We start from the raw sequence: 22,214 nt of genomic DNA on the forward strand, positions 1-22,214 counted from the left end.
TATGCTGAACGTCACGAATCGACGACACACCGAGGTGACGAATGAGCACGTCCACGCTTCGCCTGCGCGCTTCAGCGGCAGCGGCGCGGCTCGGCGTATCGGTCAAGGCGCGGCGGCTCTACGAACGGCTCGGGTTCCGGCTCGTGGCGGAAACGGAAAGCAGTGCGACGCTAATATGGCGCGCGTGACGTTGCGCGGCCCCGCCGGCGGTCGGCGATGCCCGCCGTTGTCGCGCGCGATGCAAACGACATGGGCCCTCCCGCCGGGAGGGCCCGCTTGCAGACGGTCCGCCCGGACGATCAGTCGTCGTCGCGGCTCGCGACCTTCTGCGTCACGCCGCGCAGCTTCGGATACGGCCGCGCACCCATCATGCCCTTCCACAACACGCGGTTGAACTGATCGGCCGGCACCTCGTCGGCGTCGTCGAAGTCGAACTTCGCCGTCACCTTCGCCCAGTACGCGGCGTCATGCGTCGGCGTGACGTCCGGGCCGGCCGCGTATCGCAACGCGTTCTCGCCCGCCCCTTCGGCCACGCGCAGCCCCGTGCCCTTCAGCGCCGTCGACGCGACGGCCGTATAGCTCCACGATGCGGGGCCATGCACGTCGAACACGTCCGTCATCGGCCGCTGGTACGCGGTATTCAGGTTCATGTGCTGCGTGCCGAGCACATCCTCGATGGTGCGCAGCGCGTTGACCTGGCTGTAGCGCGTACGGATCACTGCGCCCTGCTTCACATACGGCCCGACGATGTACGCGGGCCCGCGGTGCGAATCCACGTGATCGGGGCCGTCCTGCACGTCGTCCTCGGTCACGACGATCAGCGTGTCGTTCGCATACGGGCTCTTCGCCACCGCCTCGACGAGCCGTCCGACGGCCAGGTCGTTGTCCGCCTGCTGCGTTTCCGGCGTATTCACGCCGGCGAACGCCGTGCCGAACGCGCCCATGTGATCGTGCGACAGCCGCACCAGCGACAGCGTCGGCAAATTGCCGCCCGCGACGTACTGGTCGAACTCGCGTTTCCACTCGTTGAGACGCCACTGATCCGGATACGTCTGGTCGAAGCCGCGGAAGTACACGTCGGTCAGCGGCGCGAGCCGCGGATCGAGCGCGGCGGCCTGCACGACGCCGGCCGCGTGCGGATCGACGATCGGGTTGGCGGCCGTGCCGATGCTGCCGATGTTGTTCACGAGGAAGCCGTAGTTGCGAACCGTGCCGCCGCCGGCCAGCACCGCGTCGAAGATGTAGCCGCGCTGGCGGCCGAACGGCGCATCCGACGACGCATGGTTGCCGGTGCCGGGCAGCAGGTTCGCCGCACCGCCCGGCAGGGCCGCCGCCGCGTTGCTGTAGTTCGTCGTGCCGGCCGGGCCGGCCGCCGCGTCGCGCTGCTGCACCGTTTCCCAGTTGACCGGCACGCTGCGGTTCGTGCCTTCGCTTTCGTACGACAGCCCGCGATTGACGGCCGCGTAATTGATCTGCTGCGTGATCGTCTCCGTGTTGGTGACGCGCCCCTGCAGCGCCCACGACCAGCCGTCCATGCTGCCGTCGCCCGGGTTCATGAAATTGTCGAGCGTGACGAACTGGCTCGCGAGGCGATGGAAGTTCGGCGTGATGTTGCGGCCGAACTGGGCGAGCCGCGGATCGCCGTCGGCGCCGTTGCCGATGTCGCCGAGCACCTGGTCGAACGTGCGGTTTTCCTTGACGACGTAGATCACGTGCTTGATGTGACGACGCAAAAAGCCCATCACTTCGTTGTCGCGGTCGTTGTCTTCCGGACGATAGAAGTTGTTGCGCGCGGCCTGCTGCGTCAGCATCGGCAGCTCGTGCGCCGCCGGCACGGGCGCGCTCACCAGCGACGCGCGCTCGAGCTGGAACTGGTATTCGTTCGACGCGCGCGACGCGGCCGCCTGCGCCGGCGTTGCGCCGGACAGGTGGCCGGGGTTCGGGCCGGTCGTGCTCTTGCCGTTGACCACGTACATCCACGTGCCGTCGGCGCTGAACGTCACGTCGTGCGGCTCGAACGCGGTCGGGATCAGACCGGTAACGCGATACGCGCGCTCGCCGACGAGCGGGATGACGGCGATCTCGTTCGCGCCGGCATTGGTCGCATACAGCGTGCGGCCGTCACGCGACAGCGTCACCGCATACGTTGCCGCGCCCGTGTGCGCGTGGCCGTGCGCGAGCACGCCGGCCGGCGCGCGCGCGTCGATCCGGTTCACGATCGCGTTGCTGTTGGTGTCGATCACCGCGACCTGGTCGGCGTTGTCCTGCGCGACGAACAGCATCGACTGCGATGCGTCGAGCGTCATGCCGAGCGCGTTGCCGTCCAGCTTGATGCGCTTCACGAGGCGGCCGTGCGACGGCGACGATACGTCGACCGCGACGATCTCGCGATCGCGATCCGACGACACGTATGCGACGCCGTTGCCCTTCATGACGACGGCGAACGGGAACGTGCCGCCGGCCTCGCCGCTACGGCCTTCGTTGCCGGAGAAGAACGGACGCAAGTCATGCTCGTAGCGCACGCTGCCCGTCGCGGTATCGATCACGCTGATCGAATCGTTGTAGTTGTTCGCCACGACGAGCGTCTTGTCGTCGGCCGACAGCGCGAGACCCGCTGCGTTCGGCTGCACGCGGATGCCGACGCCCTTGCCGCCGTGGCCGAGCGCGATCGTGGTCGACAGCGCCCACGTGCCGCCGTGCTGCGCATACACGTAGACCGCATCGTCGCTGCCGCCCGTCGCATAGAGCTTGCTGCCGTCGTGCGAAAACACCAGGCCGACGAACGCGTTGGTCTGCTGCAGCACCTGCTTGAGCGCCGGGTGCGTCTTGTTCGCGCCGGCGACGTCGTACAGGAAGATGAATTGCGTCGAGGCTGCGGTGTCGACCGAACCGTCCGGCTTGTACAGCGAGTTCTGGCCGGCGGTGATGATCGCGAGCGTCTTGCCGTCCGGACTCAGTTGCGAGCGCACGGCCTCGCCTGCGACGAAATGCGGATAGGCCGACAGCCCGGGATTCAGGAACTGCTGGACCGCGCCGCGCACGGCCATCGGCGTGACGAACTGGCCGCTCGGCACGCGCGCGGCATCGGCGGCGTTGAACCCGTCCGCGGATGCATGCGACGCAAGCAGCACGGCCGACATGATGGCGCCCAGCCGGAGCGCACGCTTGACCTTGGTATTTTTCATAGGAATCCTCTGTAGTATCGGGAGCGAGTTTCGTCTGACGTGTCCGGCATGATCGTGGCGTCGTCTGCCCATATCGCGCGTCGGCGAGGGCCCGTGCCGATCGATCGAAATACGCTGCGTCGGCTATCGCCGACATGCCGGCATTACATCGCCGCCCAATGTCAAGCGCGTGACCGGTTCCATTGCGAACCGGCAAATTACACATCGTTACAGCGAAGGCGTTTCGATGACAGCCATCGTACTGTCATCGTCGCAATCGCTGCTTCCCGGTCATGGCGTCCACCGATAAACGGTGATGCTGTTCCCCTTCACGTTGTTCTTCGTCACCACGTATTCGCCGTTCGTGCGGCGATACGCGCGCACGCTGTACATCGCATCGATCGCGCTGCTCGTATCGACCGTCGCCGGGCTCGTGTTGACGAGCGTCGTGTCGAGATTCCCCGTGTCGAGATTGAACGCATCGATGTTCGGCCACAGCGGCCCGCTGCTGCTGAACCAGTAGCCGACGAACAGATGGTTGCCGGCCGCGTCGATCGCTTTCGCGCCGCTGTGCGGCAGCGTGATCACAGGATTCGGCTTCGTCGTGTTGCCCGCGAGCCAGCCGTGATAGACCTCGATGCGGGCGCCGATCGACGTCCAGTCGGTGCTGCCGACGACACCTTGCGCGAGCACCATCGTGTCGCTGTCCGCGAGATAGACGATCCGCGTGAGCGGCTGGATGCTCGCCGGAATCGGCGTGGGCACGCCCGGCCCCCACGACGGCTTGCCGCTCGCGTCGAAGCCGGTCAGCGGATAGTGATAAATCGCGCCGGTCTTGTCGAGGCCGGCCCATACGCCGCCGTTGCTGTCGACGGTGAAGCCGGCCGACACGCGCCGCGTGGTGTTAAACGGGGCGCCCGGGATCGATCCATCCGGAATCGCGACATAGCCGTTGGCCGCGTTGAAGTGGAAGAAGTAGTAGACCGGCGGATTCTGGCCGGCCGCGACGAGAATGCGGTTCGCGCCGACCGACGTCAGCAGCCCGAAGTGCTCGTCGCGCTGCGTGTCGCTCATGTTGATGCGCGGGTCCGACGGATACGCGAACGGATCGACGGTGTTCGCGACGAACGTGCCGCCCGCGGTGCCGCCATACACGTGCGTGCCGCTGTAGAACAGCGCGCCGTCGGTGACCGGATCCGGCGCGGCGATCCCTTCGAAGTTGAGCGACTGCAGCGTCCATCGCAGGCTGCCGGTGCTGCTGTATGCATGAATGTCGGTCGCGCCGTTGCGGCCGAGATCCCAGCTGCCGCCCCACGGGTTGTTGAGCACGTACAGGTTGCCGCCGGTGTCCTTGCCGATGCCGGCGATGCGGGTGAAGCGCTTCGCGCCGACCTGCCCCTTGATGCCCGTCGTCGTGTCGAGATAGCCGCCGCGCACGCCGAACGTGCCGGCCAGCGCGGGCCGGCCCGACACGGAATAGCGCTTGACGTTCATGTCGGGGCCTTCGTCGCCGACCCACAGCTGCGCGGCCGCCGCATCGTAGAAGAGCGCCGACGGCCGCGATCCGGCGGCCAGCCGGATCGTGTTCAGCAGCGCGCCGGACGGGCTGAATTCGACGATCGAACCCGCGCCCTTCTGCGCGACCCAGACGTTGCCGGCCCCGTCGACGGCCAGCGCGCCCGGCGACGACACGCCGATGTCCCGCTGCCACACGCCGTCGGTCGTGAACACCCGCACGCGATTGCCGTAGAAGTCGCTCGCATAGAGCAGCGAGCCGGCCGTCGCGAGGCCGGTGACGACGTCGATGCGCGGCTGGTTGGTCGCCGCGGTAACCTGAATCAGCTTGTCGCGATAGTGGGTCGTGCGGTTGTAACGCCCGACCGCGCCGCTGCCGTATCCGCTGCCCGGCTGCAGCGCGACGAACAGCGACGTCGCGTTGCCCGTGATCGCGCTGCCCTGGAATTCGGAATGGCTGCCGATCGAGCCGGCGCTCTTGCCGTTCTGATAGATCGCGACGCCGCCCTCATCCTCGTCCCACATCGACGCGGTGTAGATCGCGCCTTCGGGCGCGACCCACATCGAACGCGCGACGTTGCCGACGTGGGCGGCGAGCGTGCCGTAGGTGTTCGCGATCCAGTCGGTCGTATTGCCCGCGTGTCCGGCCGGCGCGATCGCGGCAATCGCGGCCGCGAACAGCACGGCCTGAATCGGTTTTCTGGCGACCATGGCTGAGACTCTCCTGAATGGTGAGGTCATTCACATGACGCGCAGCCGGGCGATCTGAAAATCGGCCATGCGTAAATACTTCCGCTGACTCAGCCGGCGCGCTCGGTATTACATCGGGCGTGCGATTCGATAATCGGCACGGCCGAGAATAACTTCATATAAATGGAAAAAAATTGCGGACCGCCCACGCGGACGGCGCGCGCGACTACGCGACAGTGAACGTTCACTCACACTGGCGCGTTGATATCGGGAGGGTGTGGCTTTCGCCTTCTGGAATATCGCCGCCGGTTCGAATACGGCGTGTCGATAATGGCGGCGGGTAATGCGGCGAATCGGGAAAATCGCCGGAGGGAGATAAGGAAATGTTCGCTCGCGGGTATCGTCGCGCCGGCCTGAATCCCTATCGCATCCAGACCGGCGCGCCTCGCTTATAGCCGGACAATCACGCAGACGTCGCCGTCTCGCGCACTTCGACCTGCTTGATCTCGCCGCCGCCGTCCGCATCCGCGTCGTCGCGCGGATCGCCGAGCTGGCCCTCCCACTTCGCGACCACGGCCGCCGCGATCGAGTTGCCGACCGCGTTGGTGGCCGAGCGGCCCATGTCGAGGAACATGTCGACGCCCATGATCAGCAGCAGCCCGGCTTCCGGCAGATGGAACTGGTTGAGCGTCGCCGCGATCACGACGAGCGATGCGCGCGGCACGCCGGCCATCCCCTTCGACGTGACCATCAGCATCAGCAGCATCGTGATCTGCGTGCCGAGCGGCAGGTCGATCCCGTACACCTGCGAGATGAACAGCACCGCGAACGTGCAGTACATCATCGAGCCATCGAGGTTGAACGAATACCCGATCGGCAGCACGAAGCTCGAGATCCTGCGGTTCACGCCGAACCGGTCGAGCGCATCGAGCAGCTTCGGATACGCGGCCTCGGAGCTCGCCGTCGCGAACGACAGCAGGAACGGCTCGCGGATCAGGCGGATCAGCGTGAACGCGCGCTTGCCGAGGAACGTCACGCCGGCGAGCGTCAGCACGCCCCACAGCAGCGCGAGTGCGAGATAGAAGCTCGCCATGAATTTCGCGAACGTGAGCAGGATGCCGAGCCCTTCCGTCGTGACGGTCGAGGCCAGCGCCGCGAACACCGCGACCGGCGCGAAGCCCATCACCGCTCCCGTCACCTTCAGCATGACCTGCGCGAGGTCGTCGATCACGGCGGTCAGGCGCTTGCCGGCTTCGCCGAGCGCGGACAGCGCGGTACCGAAGAAGATCGAGAACACGACGATCTGCAGGATCTCGTTGTTCGCCATCGCCTCGGCGATCGACTTCGGCACCAGGTGGACGACGAAGTCCTTCAGCGTGAACGCGCCCGTCTTCAGGTTCAGCGCGGCATCGGCGGCCGGCAGCGGCAGGCTTAGGTGGCTGCCCGGCTTCAGGACCGTCGCGGTCACGAGCCCGAGCACCAGCGACGTTGCCGACGCGATGAAGAACCAGCCGAACGCCTTCACGCCCACGCGGCCGACGGACCCGCTGTCGCCCATCTGCGCGATGCCGACCGTCAGCGTCGCGAACACCAGCGGCGCGATGATCATCTTGATCAGGCGCAGGAACACGTCGGACAGCAGCGACACGTAGCCGGCGACTTCCTTGGCCATTTTCGGGTCGGGAAACGCGCTATGACAGGCGTAGCCCACGGCGATACCCAGCGCCATCGCGATGACGATGTACCGGGTGATGTTGTGCTTCTTCTTCATTAGCAATCCAAATTACAGAACGTGTGTTTCCAACGGCAGGTCGATCGCCGGCGTTGAAACGGGCGGAATTCCGCGAGCGCGGCGCACGCCGTTTCGGGTGCCGGAGCCCGTCCGTGGGCAGGGCCACGGCGAACAGGGGGGGCATTCTATCGCAAACGCCGCACGATCTTTCAAATGTGAAAGCGGCCGGCGACGCGTCACGCGGGCGACGAACCCGGTCGCGGCATGAACCGGCACAGGCACAGCGGCACCACGACCAGCGCGGCGCCGGCGAGAAACGTGGTCGACGCGCCGTAGCGTACCCACAGCGCGCCGGCGATGCTGCTGGCCAGCAGCATGCAGAGGCCGCTCACCAGGTTGAACACGCCGAATGCGGTGCCGCGCAGCGCGGCCGGCGACGTCTCCGACACCATCGCGGCGAGGATGCCCTGCGTGAAGCCCATGTGCAGCCCCCACACGGCCACGCCGACGAACATCGACAGCGTCGACGTGCCGATGCCGAGCAGCAGGTCGGCCGCGATCAGCAGCACCATGCCGGCTGCGAGCAGCACGCGGCGATCGAGCCGGTCCGACAGGATGCCGACCGGCCACGCGGACAGCGAATACGCGACGCTCATCGCGACCATCACGGCCGGGATCCACGCGGCATCGAGCCCCGCCTGCTGCGCGCGCAGCACCAGGAACGCCTCGCTGAAGCGCGCGAGCGTAAACGTCGCGCCGGCCGCGACGACGAACCAGTAGCTGCGCGGAAACTCGCTCAGCGCACGCCAGCGCAGCGGCGAGCGAAACCCGCGCGGCGGCTTGTCGTGAGCGGGCTCCCGCACGCCGAAGACGATCAGCGCGATCGCGACGAACGCGGGCACCACCGCGAACCACAGCACGGTCCGGATGCGGTCGCCGAACCACAGCATCAGCCCGATGGCGAGCAGCGGGCCGAGAAACGCGCCGACGGTGTCCATCGACTGGCGCAGGCCGAAGCACGCGCCGCGGATCTCGGGCGGCGCGACGTCGGCCACCAGCGCGTCGCGCGGCGCGCCGCGAATCCCCTTGCCGACGCGATCGAGCAGGCGGGCCGTCACGACGACGGCCGGTGTGGACGCCAGCGGAAACAACGGCTTCGTCAACGCCGCGAGCCCGTAGCCGAGCAGCAGCAGCCCCTTGCGGCGCCCGAGCCAGTCGCTGATCGCGCCGGAGAACACCTTGACGATCATTGCGGTGGCTTCGGCCGCCCCTTCGAGCACGCCGAGCGCGACGACGCTCATGCCCATCGTCGTCACCAGATAGATCGGCAACAGCGCATGGATCAGCTCCGACGACAGATCCATGAACAGGCTGACGAGCCCCAGCGCCCATACGGTGCGGGGAATCGCGGGCTTTCCGGCAATCGAGGATGGAACGGTCATGATCGGTCGACGTCAAGGTTGAGGGTCGCGCAACGTGCGCCCGGGTTCGCCGTCGCGGCGCCCGCGCGGCTTCGCGGAAGTGCGTCAGCGAGCGGCACACCGCGCGGCAATATCAGCGTGACGCGCCGATGCGCCGGATCGCCGGCCACCTCGACACACGACCCCGCCGTGGCCACGTCTGCCAGGCCGGGCATCCCGACAGTATCCTGCCGGTTCGTGACACCGACCGTGACGAGTCGCCACGGCCGCCTGAACGTCTCAGGATACAGCGCGCCGTATCAGACCGGCACGCGCGCCGCGCCGCCCGTCGCCACGTCGTAGTCGGATCGCCAAAGCCGCAATCCCGAGCGATTCGATGGCCGTGCCGGATCGACCCTGACGAAGGTGAGCGCCGCGTCCTGGCTGTTCGACAGTCCGGGCAGCACCGGCAATGCGCCGACGGACGCACGGGGCGTCAGCCACTGCAACGCGGATTGCACCGACCATGCGGGAGCCGGGCGCCAGCCGGTGGCCGCGAGCCGCAGTGCAACGGTGTCCGGTTGATCGGCCCACTGCAGCGCGAGCGCCTCCTCGCGATCGCCGCTCGAATCGATACGTGTCGCCGGAAGCGCGCGCCAGCCGCCCTCGGTCCACTGCCGGATCGTCAGCGCCGTCGTCGACCTTGCTCGACAACAGCGCGCTGCGTTCGCGACTCGCGTCGAGCGCAAGCAGCGCGTCGCGTACCTGCGGCGCGAGGGCGGCTCGGCGAGCCGACCGGCAAATCGAAAGCTTACGGTCGAATTAACCCGACAAATCAGAAAGCATTCTGCAAAAAACATTACGAAAAACATACGCAAATCATTGATTGCAAACGAGAATTGTTTCCAGTAGCATCCGCGAACGAAAATCAGTCGCATTACCAAATATGACAGAACCGGCAATCAGGGAGACCTTCGTATCGAGCCGTCCAGCGTCCGGCTGGACCCGCGGCTCACGCATCGGATGTCCGCGCACGTCGGATAGCGGCTGCTAGTCCGCCCGCCAGCGCACGTCGACCACATTCGCGCATCTGCATCGACCGCCGGGGCACCGGCGGACGAGGCCCTGTTTCGTCGTCAAGAAACGTCGCTCCGGTTTATCAACCCTTGTCTGGAACATCATGCATCGCCCTTGCCCGATTCGTTCGCTAACTGCAATTGCTGCCGCCGCTGCGCTCGCCGTTTCGCCAATGGCCCACGCTGCGTCATCCGCCTCGACGCAGAAACTCGAAGCCAAACTCGATCAGATGGCGCAACAACTGCTGGAAATGCGGAGCGAACTCGCGCAACTCAAACAAGAAAACGTTCAGCTCAAGGCGCAACAGCAACAGCAGGCGCAAACCTCGCAACAGACGGTGGCCGACCAAGCGACGCTCAAAACCCAGGTCGAGGCGACCAGCCAGTCGGTGCAGACTGCGCTGGCGAAACCGTCGCCGCTCGACAACCTCAATATCTGGGGCTATGGCGAGATGTACTATTCGCGTCCGACGCGACAGTCGGAAAACACGCGTGCCGATCTCGCGCGCGGCGTGTTCGGCATCGGCTACCAGTTCGACGACAAGACCCGCTTCAACTCGGAATTCGAGATCGAGCACGGCGTGACGTCGTCGAGCGACCCCGGTGAGTTCGAAGTCGAGCAGTTCTACGTCGATCACAAGTTCAACGACTCGCTGTCGGGCAAGGCCGGCCTGTTCCTGATTCCGGCCGGGCTGATCAACGAAAATCACGAGCCGACCAACTTCTACGGCGTCACGCGCAACTTCGTCGAGACGTTGATCATTCCGAGCACATGGCGCGAAGGCGGTCTCTCGCTGTCGGGCGACACCAAGTTCGGGCTCGGCTGGAGCGCGGGTCTCACGACCGGCCTCGATCTGTCGAAGTGGAACTTCACGCCCACCACGCCGCTGTACACGTCGGCGCTGGAGATGCAGAACAACGGAATCGCGCCGATGCAGGCGACCCATCAGGAGATGGCGCTCGCGAATGCGCAGAAGCTGTCGGGTTTCGTATCGCTGAACTATCGCGGCGTGCCAGGCTTGACCGTCGGGGGAAGCGTGTTCAACGGCGGGACGGTGAAAGCGACGTCCGACATGCCCGGGAGCCAGCGCGTGACGCTGTACGAAGCGCACGCGCGCTACCAGCCGGGGCCGTGGGATCTGTCCGCGTTGTACGCACACGGCAGTTTCTCGCATACGGCCGAAGCGAATGCATCCGCGGCTGCGACTGCGGCCGCGAACGGGCAGAGCCTGACCAACCCGATGCCGGCCAGCTTCTACGGCTGGTATCTGCAAGCGGCCTACAACGCGCACGTCGGCGGCTACCGTCTGGCACCTTTCGTCCGCTATGAGAAGTACAACATGGCTGCGAGCTACGAAGGCATCGGCTCGGGATTCTCGATGCCCGACGGGTCGGCTGTTCCGCATGACACGGTGTACACGGTCGGCGCCAATTTCTACCTGAATCAGAACGTCGTATTCAAGGTCGACTATCAACGTTTCAAGATCAATCGCGACTTCTCGCGCGTCGATCTCGGCCTCGGGGTGACGTTCTGATGAATCACGATCAAGCTCGCTGGATTCCCCTGGCGGCGCTTGCGACGACCGTTGGCGTCATGCCGACGGTCGTTTTCGGCGCCGATTATCTGTCGGTCGCGCAAGCCCAGAAGGTCATGTTTCCGGACGCGACGACCTTCGTCGCTCGACCCGTAATACTCACGGACGAGCAACGCAAGGCACTGTCCGAGCAGGCCGGCACGCGCGTCAATCCCGCGCAATGGAATGTGTTCGCTGCAAAATCCGGCGATACGCTACTTGGTTACGTGATCACCGATGCAGTCATTGGCAAGTTCCAGTTGATCAATTACGCGGTGGCGTTCGGGACCGACGGCACCATCCGTGACATGGAGATCCTGTCGTATCGCGAGGAACACGGCGGTGAAGTCCGCACGCGCGCATGGCGCAAGCAGTTCGAAGGAAAGACGGGCGCCGCGCCGCTGCAACTTGGCGAGGACATCCAGGGCATCAGCGGCGCGACGATGTCGTGCACGCATGTGACCGAAGGCGTCAGGCGGCTTGCGGTCTTCGTACAGGCCATGCTTGCAAGGAAGTAACTTGACGGGTGCATCCATCGATCTCCGTCGGTCCGGCGTGCTGCGCAGGGCAAAACCCCTGCTCGGCACGCTCGTCGACATCGGCGTCGGTGCAGCGGATGCCGATCTAGCGCTGGCGGCCGCCAATGCGGCATTCGCCGAGATTCGGAACGTGCATCGGCTGATGAGCTTTCACGACGCGTCGAGCGACCTGAGTCGCATCAATCGTGCGGCACCAGGCCAACGGGTCGAAATCGACCGGCGTACGGCCGACGTGCTGCGACTCGCGCTCGAGATTTGCGATGCGTCGGCCGGCGCATTCGATTGCACCGTTGCGCCCGTGCTGATGCGCCATGGCTTGCTGCCGCCGACGCCTGACGAGACAGCCCGGGTGTTGCGCGAATCGCCCGGCGCATCGCGCGGTTATCCCCGCGATACCGTGACGGCCGGTCTCCCGGCATTCGTGGTCGACGGTGGCACCGTGACCAAGCAGCGCGACTGCCTGCTCGATCTTGGCGGTATCGCCAAAGGCTATGCGGTCGACCGTGCCGTCGACGCGGCCCTCGCGCTTGCCTACGCGCGCGGACATCGACTCGACAGCGTGCTCGTCAACGCCGGAGGCGATCTCCGCTTTCACGGCGCAAGCGCGATGACGATTCGGCTGCGCGACTTCGACGATCCTGCCCGGCTGACCGGCGTGGTGGAAGTCTCGGCCGGCGCCCTCGCCACTTCGTCGACGCGCGGCCTGGACGGGCTCGCGCGCCGCGTGTCCGCGCTGATCGATCCGCTCGACGGGATGCCGCTGCCAATGGGGGCGGGCGTGACCGTTGCCGCCCCGACCTGCGCGATCGCCGACGCCTTGACCAAGGTCGCGCTGGTTGCCGGCGACCGCGCCCGCCCCGTCCTGGCGCGCTACGGCGCATCCGTCGTCCGCTTCTCGGCGCGACGTCCTTCCTGCTCCCAAAGACCATGAAGCAACCGAAAAATACGCAATCCGGAATGTTCGCGCCCATGCTGGCCTCGTCTTCGCGCCGGACGCTGTACCTACTCACCGCGCTGCTCGTCGTGACGGGCGCCACATGGCTCGCCGCTCACTTCGGACGTTCCGACGATGCGCTGCCGAGTCCGGTCGAACCGTGGTCGATGAAACTTCACGGCGCAGCCGCGATGATCGCGATCTTCATGGCGGGCACGATCGTCCATCGCCATGTATTGCCCGGCTGGCGCATGCGGCGCAACCGCGCCGCCGGCATCGCGATGTGCGTCGCCGTCGGCTCGCTCGCGGCAACCGGTTACGGGCTTTACTATTTCGACGGAGAAATGCTCCGCTGGGTCACCGAGCGACTCCATTGGGCGGCCGGATTCCTCCTTCCGGCAGTATTCGCGTGCCACGTCGGCGTTGCGCGGATGTCCCGCCGCGGCAAACGACGGTCGCCGCATCGCTCTTCCGCCTGAATCGCTCGGGCGCTCAGCGGTGGCAGCCGCCCACCGCACCATGCCGCACGATCGACACGCCCGGCCAGCATCCGATCGTGGACCGCCGCATCGCCGACTATCGTAGATCGTGAGCCCGCTGATCGAGCCTCCGGCCGCTGCTTCGGCCGTTCGGACTTTCAGATCATGTGCCCTTCAACACCGAAAACATCAGACAAATTAAGGACCTGGCGGGCACACAACACTTGTTGACCCACCTTTCCTTTCAAATGATAATGCGTCGCGTTACGAAATTACGAACCATTACACAGGACAGGTTGGGAGATGAGACACGTGTTGCACCCGGCACGACGGGCCATTTTGGCCGCCGTCGCGTGCCAGCCGATCATGGTCGGCGCAGCTTTCGCGCAGGACAATGCAATTGAACCGACCGGCACGACGACTGACGTGCTCCCGGCCGTATCGGTGAACGCGAGCGCGCTCCGCGATCCGGGTGAAGGTTACAACCCGTCCAGCGCGGTCAGTGCCACCAGGATCGACGCGCCGCTGCGCGATATCCCGCAGACCGTGAACGTGGTCACGGCCGAAGTGATGCGCGACCAGCATGCCAACTCGCTGCAGGACGTGCTGAAGAACGTCGCGGGCGTCGGATTCTCGACGGGCGACGGCCAGCGCGACCAGGTCACCATTCGCGGCTTCTCCGCGATCGCCGATCAGTTCGTCGACGGCATTCGCGACGACGCCTTGTATTTCCGGGATCTCTCGAACATCGACCGCGTGGAAGTCGTAAAGGGCCCTGCAGCCGTTCTTTATGGCCGTGGATCATCAGGTGGACTAATCAATCGTGTGACGAAAAAGCCGGGAATCGATGTCACGAACTTCGGTGTCAGCTACGGTTCGTGGGCCGATCGTAGAGTCGAAGCCGATGTCGGGCGCGCGTTCGCGAACGGCGCGGCCGCTTTCCGGATAACCGGCGCACACGAGGAAGCGAAGAGCTATCGCTCGCAACAGTTTCTGAATCGCACCGCGATTGCGCCATCGTTCGAATTCCGGATCGCGCCCAGGACGACCGTCCTGCTGCAGGCGGACTACCTCGAAGATCGCCGCGTGACGGACTTTGGCATTCCGGCCTATCGCGGGCGACCGGTCGACGTGCCGGCATCCGCGTATTACGGCGCGGCGAACGCCGGCGAAGTGGACTACACGCGATCGCGCGTCTACTCGAGCACCGCGACGATCAAGCACGCGTTCAACGACCAATGGTCGATCCGGAACGCCACCCGCTACTATCACTACTCGCTCGACCGGAACAACACGCTGGTCGGCAGCGTCAACGAGGCGACCCGGTCCTTCACCCTGAATCACGGCAACGTCTATCGCGAGGAGCACGGCTGGTTCAACCAGACCGATCTCACGCAAAAGGCCACGCTGTTCGGCATGAAACATGAACTGCTGTACGGGATGGAATTCGGCCAGCAGAACAAGGATCTCGTCAATTATTCGGCGCCCGTCACCGGCGCGAACGGCAAGCCGGTGAACTTCGACCTGTTCGCACCGGCCCTTCCGACGTTGCCGCTGCACACGTCCACCACGCCGGCCGCCAATAATCTCGGCATCTTCAAGACCCTGGGGTTCTACACGCAGGATCTGATCAGCTTCAACGAGCAATGGAAGGCGCTGCTCGGCATCCGCTACGATCGCTTCGAGCAGGAGACGCTCGACCGCCGTCCGAAGCAGCCCGGCCTGTCGCGCACTGACACGGCGTGGAGCCCGCGCGTGGGTCTCGTCTGGCAGCCGACCAGGACGCAGTCGTATTACGTGTCGTGGTCCCGCTCGTTCCAGCCTTCCGGCGAAGCATTTTCGCTGGCAGCCAACAATGCGGAACTCGCGCCCGAAACCACGACCAACACCGAGATCGGGGCGAAGTACGACTGGCTGGACGGCAAGGCCACGACGACGATCTCGCTGTTCCGGCTGGATCGCAGCAACATCAAGGTCGCCAACGCAGCCAATACGGCGCTGATTCCGATCGGCGAGCAACGGACCGACGGCGTGGAACTCAGCGGCGCCGCCGAGCTGAGCCACGGCTGGCGCGTGCTGGCAGGCTACGCGTACCTGGATGCCACCGTCACCCGCTCTACCGCCGCTTTGCAGGGCAAACGCGCCACCCTGACCCCGCGCCACTCCGGCAATCTGTGGCTCACGAAGAATCTCGGCAGCGGCTTCGGTATCGGCGGCGGTCTGAACTTCGTCGGTGCGCGCATGGCCGATCCGCAGAACACGGTGACCTTGCCGGGTTACGTGACGGCCGACGCGATGGCCTGGTATGCACACGGGCCGATGTCGCTCCAGCTGAATCTCTACAACCTCTTCAACAAGGGCTATATCGTGTCGGCCCACGGTTCGAGCCCCAACCTCAACATGCCCGGCGCACCGCGCAGCGTGATGGCAACGTTGCGATACGAAATGTAGAAACGGAGCAGCTTCGACGACGGATGCCGGTGCGGTGGGTGGCCGCACCGGACCGGCCTCCGCGCCGACAGCGCATTGCATGCTCGATGATGCGCCTGGCGTAACGCGTACAACGGGCGTCGCGAGGCGAACCCGTTCGTCAGAAATGTACCGGCGTGGCCGAGCCGCTTCCCGCAGGCGCCGCTGTCTTCAGCCGCAGCGACACGCGCGTACCGCAGAACGGCGGGAGCAGCGCCGGATCGCTGCGATACGAACGCACCACGCTCGCGAGAGCGTCGCGAATCAGCGCGGTGATGAGCCGCTCTTCCTGTGCCTCGGCGAGCGCCTGGACGCCCAGCGCCCGCGCGATGAGCAGCACGATCGTCAGCGCGAAGAAGCACAGCGCGACCTTCGCGCGCAGGCTGACGCGCACGGTCTTTGCCCGCGACGAACCGGTAGCGGATGCCATGCACGGTCTCGGCCGGATCCGGTTCACTCTGCGCAGTGAGCGCACGCCGCAGCGTATAGACGTGTGCGCGCAGAGTGTCGCTGTCCGGCAGCGCATCGCCCCCTATCTCGGCTTCGAGTTCCGCGTGACCGATCACGCGGCCCGGCGCCGCCCGCGCCGCGCCACGGGCACCCGCCCGCGCGCGGCCGACGTCGTTGCCGCCGTCGCCTGCGCAGTCACCTGCGCAGTCGATGCCGATGCCGGTCGTCCGCGAAACGCGCCTGCGTGCGACGGCGCTCGCCGCGCAACCGCGCCCGCGCCGGCCGGCAATCAGTCGGCGGTTTCCCGCGCCAGCTTCGCCTGCCGCCGCGCGCGGTCGTTCACGATCTGATGCCGCTTGTGATCCGTCATCTTCTTCCAGCCGCGCGCTTCTTCGCGCGTTCGCAGGCACGCGACGCAGTAGCCGGTGCGGCCGTCGAACGAACAGACGTCGATGCAAGGGGACTTGACCGCCATGCTCATTGCCCCCGCGCCGCCGGCACGACTTCGACGGTGACGTGCGACAGGTTCCCGAACCGCTGCAGCACGCCGTGGTAGAAGCGCGCATCGCGCTTCGGATCATTCGTCATCACCGACACCACCGCGCTCATGTGCCCCGGCCCGAGCCGCCACACGTGCAGGTCGCCGACGCGGTCGCCGTGGCCTTCGATTGCGCCGCGCACGTTGTCGGCCAGACGCCGATCCGGGTTCATGTCGAGCAGGATGCCGCCCGTGTCGCGCATCAGGCCGTACGACCAGTTCGCGATCACCAGCGCGCCGATGATGCCGGCGAGCGGATCCATCCACAGCCAGCCGAACGCACGCGCGAGCAGCAGCCCGACGATCGTCAGCACGGATACGGCCGCATCGGCGATCACGTGGATGTACGCGGAGCGGATGTTGTGATCGCGCGCCGCGGCCGCGGAAGCGGACGCGCCGTGGTCGTGCTCGTCGAACGTCAGTTCGTGCTCGCGGCCGTTCAGCCGGACGATCGCCTTGAATGCGTGCGGCTCGGGAATGGCTTCGGTCGACTCCAGGTAGCCGCCGCGCGCCTGCATCGCGAACGTCTGCCGCGTGCCGTCCGCGCGGATCGTCGTCACCGACACGGCGCTTGCATCGACGGGTTTCGTCTCGTGCGTCGCCGGCGCCACGCGGAATACGGGCGGCACACCATCCTCGAATACCGATACGACGAATGCGCCCTGCTGGCCGAAGATCCGGTGCGCTTCCGCTTCGTGATCGTGGTGGTCGTCGTGGTCATGGTCGTGATGATCGTCATGCGCATGCCCGTGATGGTGCCCGTGTCCGTGTCCATGCCCGTGATGATCGCCGCTCAGCAGCCACACGCTCGCGACGTTGACGAGCAACCCGGCGACCGCGATCGGAATCGCCTCGTCGAAATGGATCGGCACCGGAGCCAGCAGCCGCGCGACGGCCTCGTAGCCGATCAGCAGCGCGATCATCGCGAGCACGATCGCGCTCGTGAAGCCGGCCAGGTCGCCGAGCTTGCCGGTGCCGAACACGAAGCGCGGATCGTTCGCGTGCTTGCGTGCATAGGTATAGGCGAGCGCGGCGATCAGCATCGCGCCGGCATGGGTCGACATGTGCAGGCCGTCGGCGACCAGCGCCAGCGAGCCGAACATCGACCCGCCGACGATCTCGGCCACCATCATCGCCGCGCACAGCGCGATGACCATCCACGTCCTGCGTTCGTTCTGCTCGTGCGCGGCGCCGAGGAAGATGTGGTCGTGCCCTGCGCCGAACGCGTCATCGCTGAAATTGCTCATTGCGCCCTCGCTCACTTGAAGTAGCTGTGAACGACTTCGATCAGCTGCTCGGTCGCGCTGCCTTCGTCTTCGTGATGGTCGGCGTCGACCAGATGGCTGCGGATGTGATCCTCCAGCACGACCGCGAGCAGGCCGTTCATCGCGCCGCGGCCGCTCGTGATCAGACGGAGGATTTCGTTGCAACCGCGCTCGTCCTCGAGCGCGCGTTCGATCGCTTCGACCTGTCCCTTGATACGGCGGACACGGTTCAGCAGCTTCTGCTTGTCCTTGATGGTGTGGCTCATGGTGATCCCTGCATATATACCGGGGGGGACTATATCTCAATTCCCCTTTCCCTATAGGGGGGAGGGGTATATCCGCTGAAAAGCCGCGCGCAGACTGCGCCGCTCACGCGGTCACCGCAGCCGCCGTCAATATCTTCTTGTAGAAGCCGTAACTATTTCGTAGCATCTTCTACATGAATACACTTACCACCTGGTCGCTGCTCATCCTGACGCTTCCGACCCAGAACGCCACAGCGCGCATGCGATTCTGGCGTGCGCTGAAGGCGAAGGGCTGCGCGGTGCTGCGCGACGGCGTCTATCTGCTGCCCTGCACCGACGAGCACGAGGAAACGCTGCGCGAGCTGGCCGTCGCGATCGCCGAAAGCGGCGGCACCGCGCATCTGTTGCGCGCACCGAGTCTCGACGCGTCGCAGGAGCTGGAATTCCGTGCGCTGTTCGATCGCGGCGACGACTACGCCGCGTTCATGCAGATGCTGGCCGAGGCCCGCAAGACGCTCGCCGGGCAGTCCGCGACGGAACTCGGTCGCCTGCTTCGCCGCGTGCGCAAGGATTTCGACACGATCCGCGCAATCGACTACTTCCCGGACGATGCGGCGACCCGCGCCGAAGTCGCACTGCAGGACTTCGTCGCGCTGGTCGACACCGTGCTGTCGCCGGGCGAGCCGCATGCCGCCGAGCGCGCGATCCGCCCGCTCGCGATCGGCGAGTATCAGGGCCGCACGTGGGCGACGCGCCAGCGCATGTGGGTCGATCGCGTGGCCAGCGCTTGGCTGATCCGCCGCTTCATCGACGCCGACGCTCGGTTCGTCTGGCTCGCATCGCCGGAGGATTGCCCGGCCGACGCGCTGGGCTTCGATTTCGACGGCGCCGCGTTCACCCACGTCGGCGAGCGCGTGACGTTCGAAGTCTTGCTCGCGAGTTTCGGGCTCGACGAGGACCCCGCACTGCTGCGGCTCGGGGAACTCGTGCATTCGCTCGACGTTGGCGGTCCCGCGATCCCCGAAGCGGTCGGCTTCGAAGCCGTGATGGCCGGCACGCGGCAATGCACGGAAAACGACGATCAGCTGCTCGACCGGATGAGCGCGGTGCTCGACTCGCTTCATGCGCACTTCGCATCCAGCGCAAAAAGCGAAACCGGGGGACGATCATGACCACGACCGTGACGGCAAACGCGCCGGGTTACTCGCGCGGCCAGCTGGTCAGGTACATGCTGCGGCTCGGCGCACTGGGCTTCGGCGGCCCCGTCGCGCTCGCCGGCTACATGCGCCGCGATCTCGTCGAGCAGCGCGGGTGGATCACCGAGGCCGACTACAAGGAAGGCATCACGCTCGCGCAGCTTGCGCCCGGGCCGATGGCCGCGCAGCTCGCGATCTATCTGGGCTTCGTCCACTACCGGCTCCTCGGCGCGACGCTCGTCGGCTTCGCGTTCGTGCTGCCGTCGTTCCTGATGGTGCTCGCGCTCGGCTTCGCGTATTCGCACTTCGGCGGGCTGCCGTGGATGCAGGCGGTGTTCTATGGCGTCGGCGCGGCCGTCGTCGGCATCATCGCGATGAGCGCGTACAAGCTCACGACGAAAACCGTCGGCAACGACAAGCTGCTGTGGGCGCTCTTCCTGGCGCTTGCGATCGTCACGTTCGTGACCGAATCCGAGATCGCATGGCTCTTCATCGCGGCCGGGCTGATCGGCTGGCTGTGGCGCGCGCCGCCGAAATGGCTGAACAGGAGCGGGCTGAATGCGCTGGCCGGCGCGAATCTGCCGGCGGCCAGCGGCCTGCTGAGCGGCATCGACGTGCCGCAGCTCGTGCAGATCGGCGCGTTCTTCATGAAGGCCGGCGCGTTCGTGTTCGGCTCGGGGCTCGCGATCGTGCCGTTCCTGTACGGCGGCGTCGTGACCGAACATCACTGGCTCAACGACAAGCAGTTCGTCGATGCGGTCGCGGTCGCGATGATCACGCCGGGGCCGGTCGTGATCACCGTCGGCTTCATCGGCTATCTGGTCGCTGGGCTGCCCGGCGCGATCGTCGCGGCGCTCGGCACGTTTTTACCGTGCTACCTGTTCACCGTCATTCCCGCGCCGTACGTGAAGAAGTACGGGCATCTGCCGGGCGTCAAGGCGTTCGTCGACGGCATCACGGCGGCGGCCGTCGGCGCGATCACGGGCTCCGTGCTCGTCATCGCGAAACGCTCGATCGTCGACGTTCCGACCGCTGCCTTGGCCATCGCAACCGTGTTGCTGCTGTGGCGCTTCAAGAAGCTGCAGGAGCCGGTGATCGTCACCGCGGCCGCGCTGTTCGGGCTGGTGGCGTATCCGCTGCTGCATCATTGATTCGCCTCGGCGGCGACGATCGCCGGCGTCGGTGCGCGACGGCATTCGCTCGGCAGTGAGCGCGGACGGCGGCCGCGAACCGTGCGCCGCATCGCCGGACAGGAGACGCGTCATGAAATGGATTACGCGCGAGCGGCCGAAGATCGATCGCATCGCATGTCCGTGGCTGATTGCGCGGTTCATCGACGCTGCGCCGGAATTTCTCTACGTCCCGGGCGCCGACGTATTGCGGCTGGCGGACGAAACCGGCGCGATTCCGTACGACGTGCCGGGCGTCGAGCTTGGCCACCACGGCGAGCGCTGCAGCTTCGACGCGTTTCTCGACACGTACCGGCTCGATGAGCCGGCATTACTGAAACTCGCCGGAATCGTGCGCGGCGCGGATACGGGGCGACTCGATCTCGCGCCGGAAGCCACCGGCCTGTACGCAATCTCGATCGGTCTGTCCCGCCACTTCGCCGACGATCACGAGCAACTGCGGCACGGCATGGTGATGTACGACGCGCTCTACGCGTGGTGCCGCCATGATGCACGTGCGTAGCCACGGGTCCGCATCGCCCGGCACCCGCTGGATGCTGCCGACGGGCGCCGACCGGGCCGCGTGGCTCATCCTCGCGAGCCGCGCCATGCGCGGTTTCTGCGATGGATTCATTGCCGTGCTGCTGCCCGCCTATCTGCTGTCGCTCGGCTTCTCGCAACTGGACGTCGGCTTGATCGGCACGACGACGCTGCTGGGTTCCGCCATCGCGACGATCGCGGTCGGCATGCTGGCGAGCCGCTTCACGCAGCGCCGCCTGCTGACGTTCGCGGCGGCGCTGATGGCGGCAACGGGCATCGGCTTCACGGGCTTCTCCACGTTGTGGCCGCTGCTCGTCGTCGCGTTCACCGGCACGCTCAATCCGGGTGCGGGCGACGTCAGCGTGTTTCTGCCGCTCGAGCAGTCGCGCCTCGCCGAAGCTGCCGCCGGCAGCGCACGCACGGCGCTGTTTGCGCGATACAGCCTCGTCGGGGCCGTATCGGCGGCCGTCGGCTCTCTCGCGGCCGGCCTGCCGGTCTGGATCGCGTCGCATACCGGAATCCCGGCGCTCGGCGCGATGCGCGGCATGTTCGTCGTCTATGCGGTGACGGGCGCGATCGTCTGCGCGCTGTATCGGCGCTTGCCACGCACCGATGCGCAGGCGGCCACCGCGCCGCCGCCGCTCGGCCCGTCGCGCCCGATCGTCACGCGGCTTGCGTTGCTGTTCAGCGTCGACGCATTCGCGGGCGGCCTCGTCGTCAATTCGTTGTTGTCGCTGTGGCTGATGCAGCGCTTCGGGCTGTCGATCGCCGCTGCCGGCCAGTTCTTTTTCTGGGCGGGGCTGCTTTCGGCGGGCTCGCAGCTTGCGGCAGCACCGCTGTCGCGCAGGATCGGCCTGCTGAACACGATGGTGTTCACGCACATCCCGTCGAGCGTCTGCCTGATCGGCGCCGCTTTCGCGACTTCGTTGCCGGTGGCACTGACGCTGCTGCTGATGCGAAGCGCGCTTTCGCAAATGGATGTGCCGACGCGAACCGCCTACGTGATGGCCGTCGTCACGCCGGCGGAACGGCCGGCGGCGGCCAGCTTTACGTCGGTTCCGCGCAGCCTCGCGGCCGCTGCCGGGCCCACGCTGGCCGGCGCGCTGTTCGGGTTCGGCTGGTTCGGTGCGCCGCTGCTCGCGTGCGGCGCGCTGAAGATCGCGTACGACCTGTCGCTGCTGGCGGCTTTTCGACACGTTCGGCCCGATGACGACCGGGAGCGCTAACGGCTCGAGGCGG

Annotated in this window: 18 protein-coding genes and 2 pseudogenes; 10 read left to right on the plus strand and 10 right to left on the minus strand. The window is 66.3% G+C overall.

From position 1 onward, the window contains the following. Positions 1 to 41: 41 nt before the first annotated feature. The gene (locus tag Q3A80_RS27500; protein WP_446331967.1) at positions 42 to 188 is read left to right on the plus strand and encodes a hypothetical protein; all 147 of its coding nucleotides are present in this window, start codon (positions 42 to 44) and stop codon (positions 186 to 188) included. Positions 189 to 299: 111 nt separating this feature from the next. Here Q3A80_RS27500 and Q3A80_RS27505 read toward each other — a convergent pair whose 3' ends face one another. The 5 genes from Q3A80_RS27505 to Q3A80_RS27525 all read right to left on the minus strand — a co-directional run bounded on the left by Q3A80_RS27505 (position 300) and on the right by Q3A80_RS27525 (position 9,439). Beyond that, entirely contained in the window at positions 300 to 3,185 is a 2,886-nt protein-coding gene (locus Q3A80_RS27505) for a beta-propeller fold lactonase family protein (protein ID WP_446331968.1), read from the minus strand. 270 nt (positions 3,186 to 3,455) lie between these two features. Beyond that, positions 3,456 to 5,390 carry an SMP-30/gluconolactonase/LRE family protein gene (locus Q3A80_RS27510; protein ID WP_446331969.1) on the minus strand — a complete coding sequence of 645 codons (1,935 nt, stop codon included), beginning with the start codon at positions 5,388 to 5,390 and terminating at the stop codon, positions 3,456 to 3,458. A 442-nt stretch (positions 5,391 to 5,832) separates the two neighbouring features. Further along, positions 5,833 to 7,140, minus strand: coding sequence for a dicarboxylate/amino acid:cation symporter (locus Q3A80_RS27515; RefSeq protein WP_446331970.1), 1,308 nt, complete (start codon positions 7,138 to 7,140; stop codon positions 5,833 to 5,835). Between the two features lie 197 nt (positions 7,141 to 7,337). Continuing rightward, a complete protein-coding gene (locus Q3A80_RS27520; protein WP_446331971.1) occupies positions 7,338 to 8,543 on the minus strand; it encodes an MFS transporter in 1,206 nt (401 codons plus the stop codon). A 278-nt stretch (positions 8,544 to 8,821) separates the two neighbouring features. Beyond that, the gene (locus Q3A80_RS27525; protein ID WP_446331972.1) at positions 8,822 to 9,439 is read right to left on the minus strand and encodes an LssY C-terminal domain-containing protein; all 618 of its coding nucleotides are present in this window, start codon (positions 9,437 to 9,439) and stop codon (positions 8,822 to 8,824) included. Between the two features lie 242 nt (positions 9,440 to 9,681). On the opposite strand from Q3A80_RS27525, the gene Q3A80_RS27530 reads away from it, so the two are divergent. The 5 genes from Q3A80_RS27530 to Q3A80_RS27550 all read left to right on the plus strand — a co-directional run bounded on the left by Q3A80_RS27530 (position 9,682) and on the right by Q3A80_RS27550 (position 15,554). Next, a complete protein-coding gene (locus Q3A80_RS27530) occupies positions 9,682 to 11,112 on the plus strand; it encodes a porin (RefSeq protein ID WP_446331973.1) in 1,431 nt (476 codons plus the stop codon). Continuing rightward, positions 11,112 to 11,669 carry an FMN-binding protein gene (locus tag Q3A80_RS27535; protein ID WP_446331974.1) on the plus strand — a complete coding sequence of 186 codons (558 nt, stop codon included), beginning with the start codon at positions 11,112 to 11,114 and terminating at the stop codon, positions 11,667 to 11,669. The genes Q3A80_RS27530 and Q3A80_RS27535 overlap by 1 nt, the downstream gene beginning before the upstream one ends. A 1-nt stretch (position 11,670) precedes the next feature. Next, positions 11,671 to 12,621, plus strand: a complete 951-nt coding sequence (locus Q3A80_RS27540; protein ID WP_446331975.1) for an FAD:protein FMN transferase — start codon at positions 11,671 to 11,673, stop codon at positions 12,619 to 12,621. Between the two features lie 194 nt (positions 12,622 to 12,815). Continuing rightward, positions 12,816 to 13,103, plus strand: coding sequence for a cytochrome b/b6 domain-containing protein (locus Q3A80_RS27545; protein ID WP_446331976.1), 288 nt, complete (start codon positions 12,816 to 12,818; stop codon positions 13,101 to 13,103). A gap of 303 nt (positions 13,104 to 13,406) precedes the next feature. Beyond that, positions 13,407 to 15,554, plus strand: coding sequence for a TonB-dependent receptor (locus Q3A80_RS27550; protein WP_446331977.1), 2,148 nt, complete (start codon positions 13,407 to 13,409; stop codon positions 15,552 to 15,554). Between the two features lie 217 nt (positions 15,555 to 15,771). On the opposite strand, the pseudogene Q3A80_RS27555 reads toward Q3A80_RS27550, so the two are convergent. The 5 genes and pseudogenes from Q3A80_RS27555 to Q3A80_RS27575 all read right to left on the minus strand — a co-directional run. Continuing rightward, positions 15,772 to 15,966 (minus strand): annotated as a pseudogene (locus Q3A80_RS27555) (sensor histidine kinase); the annotation flags it as partial. 76 nt (positions 15,967 to 16,042) lie between these two features. Beyond that, a pseudogene (locus Q3A80_RS27560) lies at positions 16,043 to 16,138 on the minus strand (DNA-binding response regulator); the annotation flags it as partial. 173 nt (positions 16,139 to 16,311) lie between these two features. Then, on the minus strand, positions 16,312 to 16,497 hold the full coding sequence (locus Q3A80_RS27565; protein WP_446331999.1) for a DUF1289 domain-containing protein: 186 nt from the start codon (positions 16,495 to 16,497) through the stop codon (positions 16,312 to 16,314). A gap of 2 nt (positions 16,498 to 16,499) precedes the next feature. Then, positions 16,500 to 17,807, minus strand: a complete 1,308-nt coding sequence (dmeF, locus tag Q3A80_RS27570) for a CDF family Co(II)/Ni(II) efflux transporter DmeF (protein WP_446331978.1) — start codon at positions 17,805 to 17,807, stop codon at positions 16,500 to 16,502. Positions 17,808 to 17,818: 11 nt separating this feature from the next. Continuing rightward, a complete protein-coding gene (locus tag Q3A80_RS27575; RefSeq protein WP_446331979.1) occupies positions 17,819 to 18,091 on the minus strand; it encodes a metal/formaldehyde-sensitive transcriptional repressor in 273 nt (90 codons plus the stop codon). A gap of 173 nt (positions 18,092 to 18,264) precedes the next feature. Here Q3A80_RS27575 and Q3A80_RS27580 point away from each other — a divergent pair, with 173 nt between their 5' ends. The 4 genes from Q3A80_RS27580 (at position 18,265) to Q3A80_RS27595 (ending at position 22,201) form a co-directional block, all read left to right on the plus strand. Then, positions 18,265 to 19,242 (plus strand): chromate resistance protein ChrB domain-containing protein, encoded by a 978-nt coding sequence (locus tag Q3A80_RS27580; protein WP_446331980.1) that lies wholly within the window; start codon positions 18,265 to 18,267, stop codon positions 19,240 to 19,242. Continuing rightward, entirely contained in the window at positions 19,239 to 20,417 is a 1,179-nt protein-coding gene (locus Q3A80_RS27585) for a chromate transporter (protein WP_446331981.1), read from the plus strand. The genes Q3A80_RS27580 and Q3A80_RS27585 overlap by 4 nt, the downstream gene beginning before the upstream one ends. A 112-nt stretch (positions 20,418 to 20,529) precedes the next feature. Further along, a complete protein-coding gene (locus Q3A80_RS27590) occupies positions 20,530 to 20,958 on the plus strand; it encodes a chromate resistance protein ChrB domain-containing protein (protein ID WP_446331982.1) in 429 nt (142 codons plus the stop codon). An 85-nt stretch (positions 20,959 to 21,043) separates the two neighbouring features. Next, entirely contained in the window at positions 21,044 to 22,201 is a 1,158-nt protein-coding gene (locus tag Q3A80_RS27595; protein WP_446332000.1) for an MFS transporter, read from the plus strand. Positions 22,202 to 22,214: the final 13 nt, after the last annotated feature.

It is taken from the genome of Burkholderia sp. SR8 (assembly GCF_052851275.1).

Excerpts from the sequence above, each read along its gene's own strand:
- Q3A80_RS27500 (WP_446331967.1), top strand. The coding sequence starts at position 42 with ATGAGCACGTCCACGCTTCGCCTGCGCGCTTCAGCGGCAGCGGCGCGG.
- Q3A80_RS27505 (WP_446331968.1), bottom strand. The coding sequence starts at position 3,185 with ATGAAAAATACCAAGGTCAAGCGTGCGCTCCGGCTGGGCGCCATCATG.
- Q3A80_RS27510 (WP_446331969.1), bottom strand. The coding sequence starts at position 5,390 with ATGGTCGCCAGAAAACCGATTCAGGCCGTGCTGTTCGCGGCCGCGATT.
- Q3A80_RS27515 (WP_446331970.1), bottom strand. The coding sequence starts at position 7,140 with ATGAAGAAGAAGCACAACATCACCCGGTACATCGTCATCGCGATGGCG.
- Q3A80_RS27520 (WP_446331971.1), bottom strand. The coding sequence starts at position 8,543 with ATGACCGTTCCATCCTCGATTGCCGGAAAGCCCGCGATTCCCCGCACC.
- Q3A80_RS27525 (WP_446331972.1), bottom strand. The coding sequence starts at position 9,439 with ATGCGACTGATTTTCGTTCGCGGATGCTACTGGAAACAATTCTCGTTT.
- Q3A80_RS27530 (WP_446331973.1), top strand. The coding sequence starts at position 9,682 with ATGCATCGCCCTTGCCCGATTCGTTCGCTAACTGCAATTGCTGCCGCC.
- Q3A80_RS27535 (WP_446331974.1), top strand. The coding sequence starts at position 11,112 with ATGAATCACGATCAAGCTCGCTGGATTCCCCTGGCGGCGCTTGCGACG.
- Q3A80_RS27545 (WP_446331976.1), top strand. The coding sequence starts at position 12,816 with ATGATCGCGATCTTCATGGCGGGCACGATCGTCCATCGCCATGTATTG.
- Q3A80_RS27550 (WP_446331977.1), top strand. The coding sequence starts at position 13,407 with ATGAGACACGTGTTGCACCCGGCACGACGGGCCATTTTGGCCGCCGTC.
- Q3A80_RS27565 (WP_446331999.1), bottom strand. The coding sequence starts at position 16,497 with ATGGCGGTCAAGTCCCCTTGCATCGACGTCTGTTCGTTCGACGGCCGC.
- dmeF (WP_446331978.1), bottom strand. The coding sequence starts at position 17,807 with ATGAGCAATTTCAGCGATGACGCGTTCGGCGCAGGGCACGACCACATC.
- Q3A80_RS27575 (WP_446331979.1), bottom strand. The coding sequence starts at position 18,091 with ATGAGCCACACCATCAAGGACAAGCAGAAGCTGCTGAACCGTGTCCGC.
- Q3A80_RS27580 (WP_446331980.1), top strand. The coding sequence starts at position 18,265 with ATGAATACACTTACCACCTGGTCGCTGCTCATCCTGACGCTTCCGACC.
- Q3A80_RS27585 (WP_446331981.1), top strand. The coding sequence starts at position 19,239 with ATGACCACGACCGTGACGGCAAACGCGCCGGGTTACTCGCGCGGCCAG.
- Q3A80_RS27590 (WP_446331982.1), top strand. The coding sequence starts at position 20,530 with ATGAAATGGATTACGCGCGAGCGGCCGAAGATCGATCGCATCGCATGT.
- Q3A80_RS27595 (WP_446332000.1), top strand. The coding sequence starts at position 21,044 with ATGCGCGGTTTCTGCGATGGATTCATTGCCGTGCTGCTGCCCGCCTAT.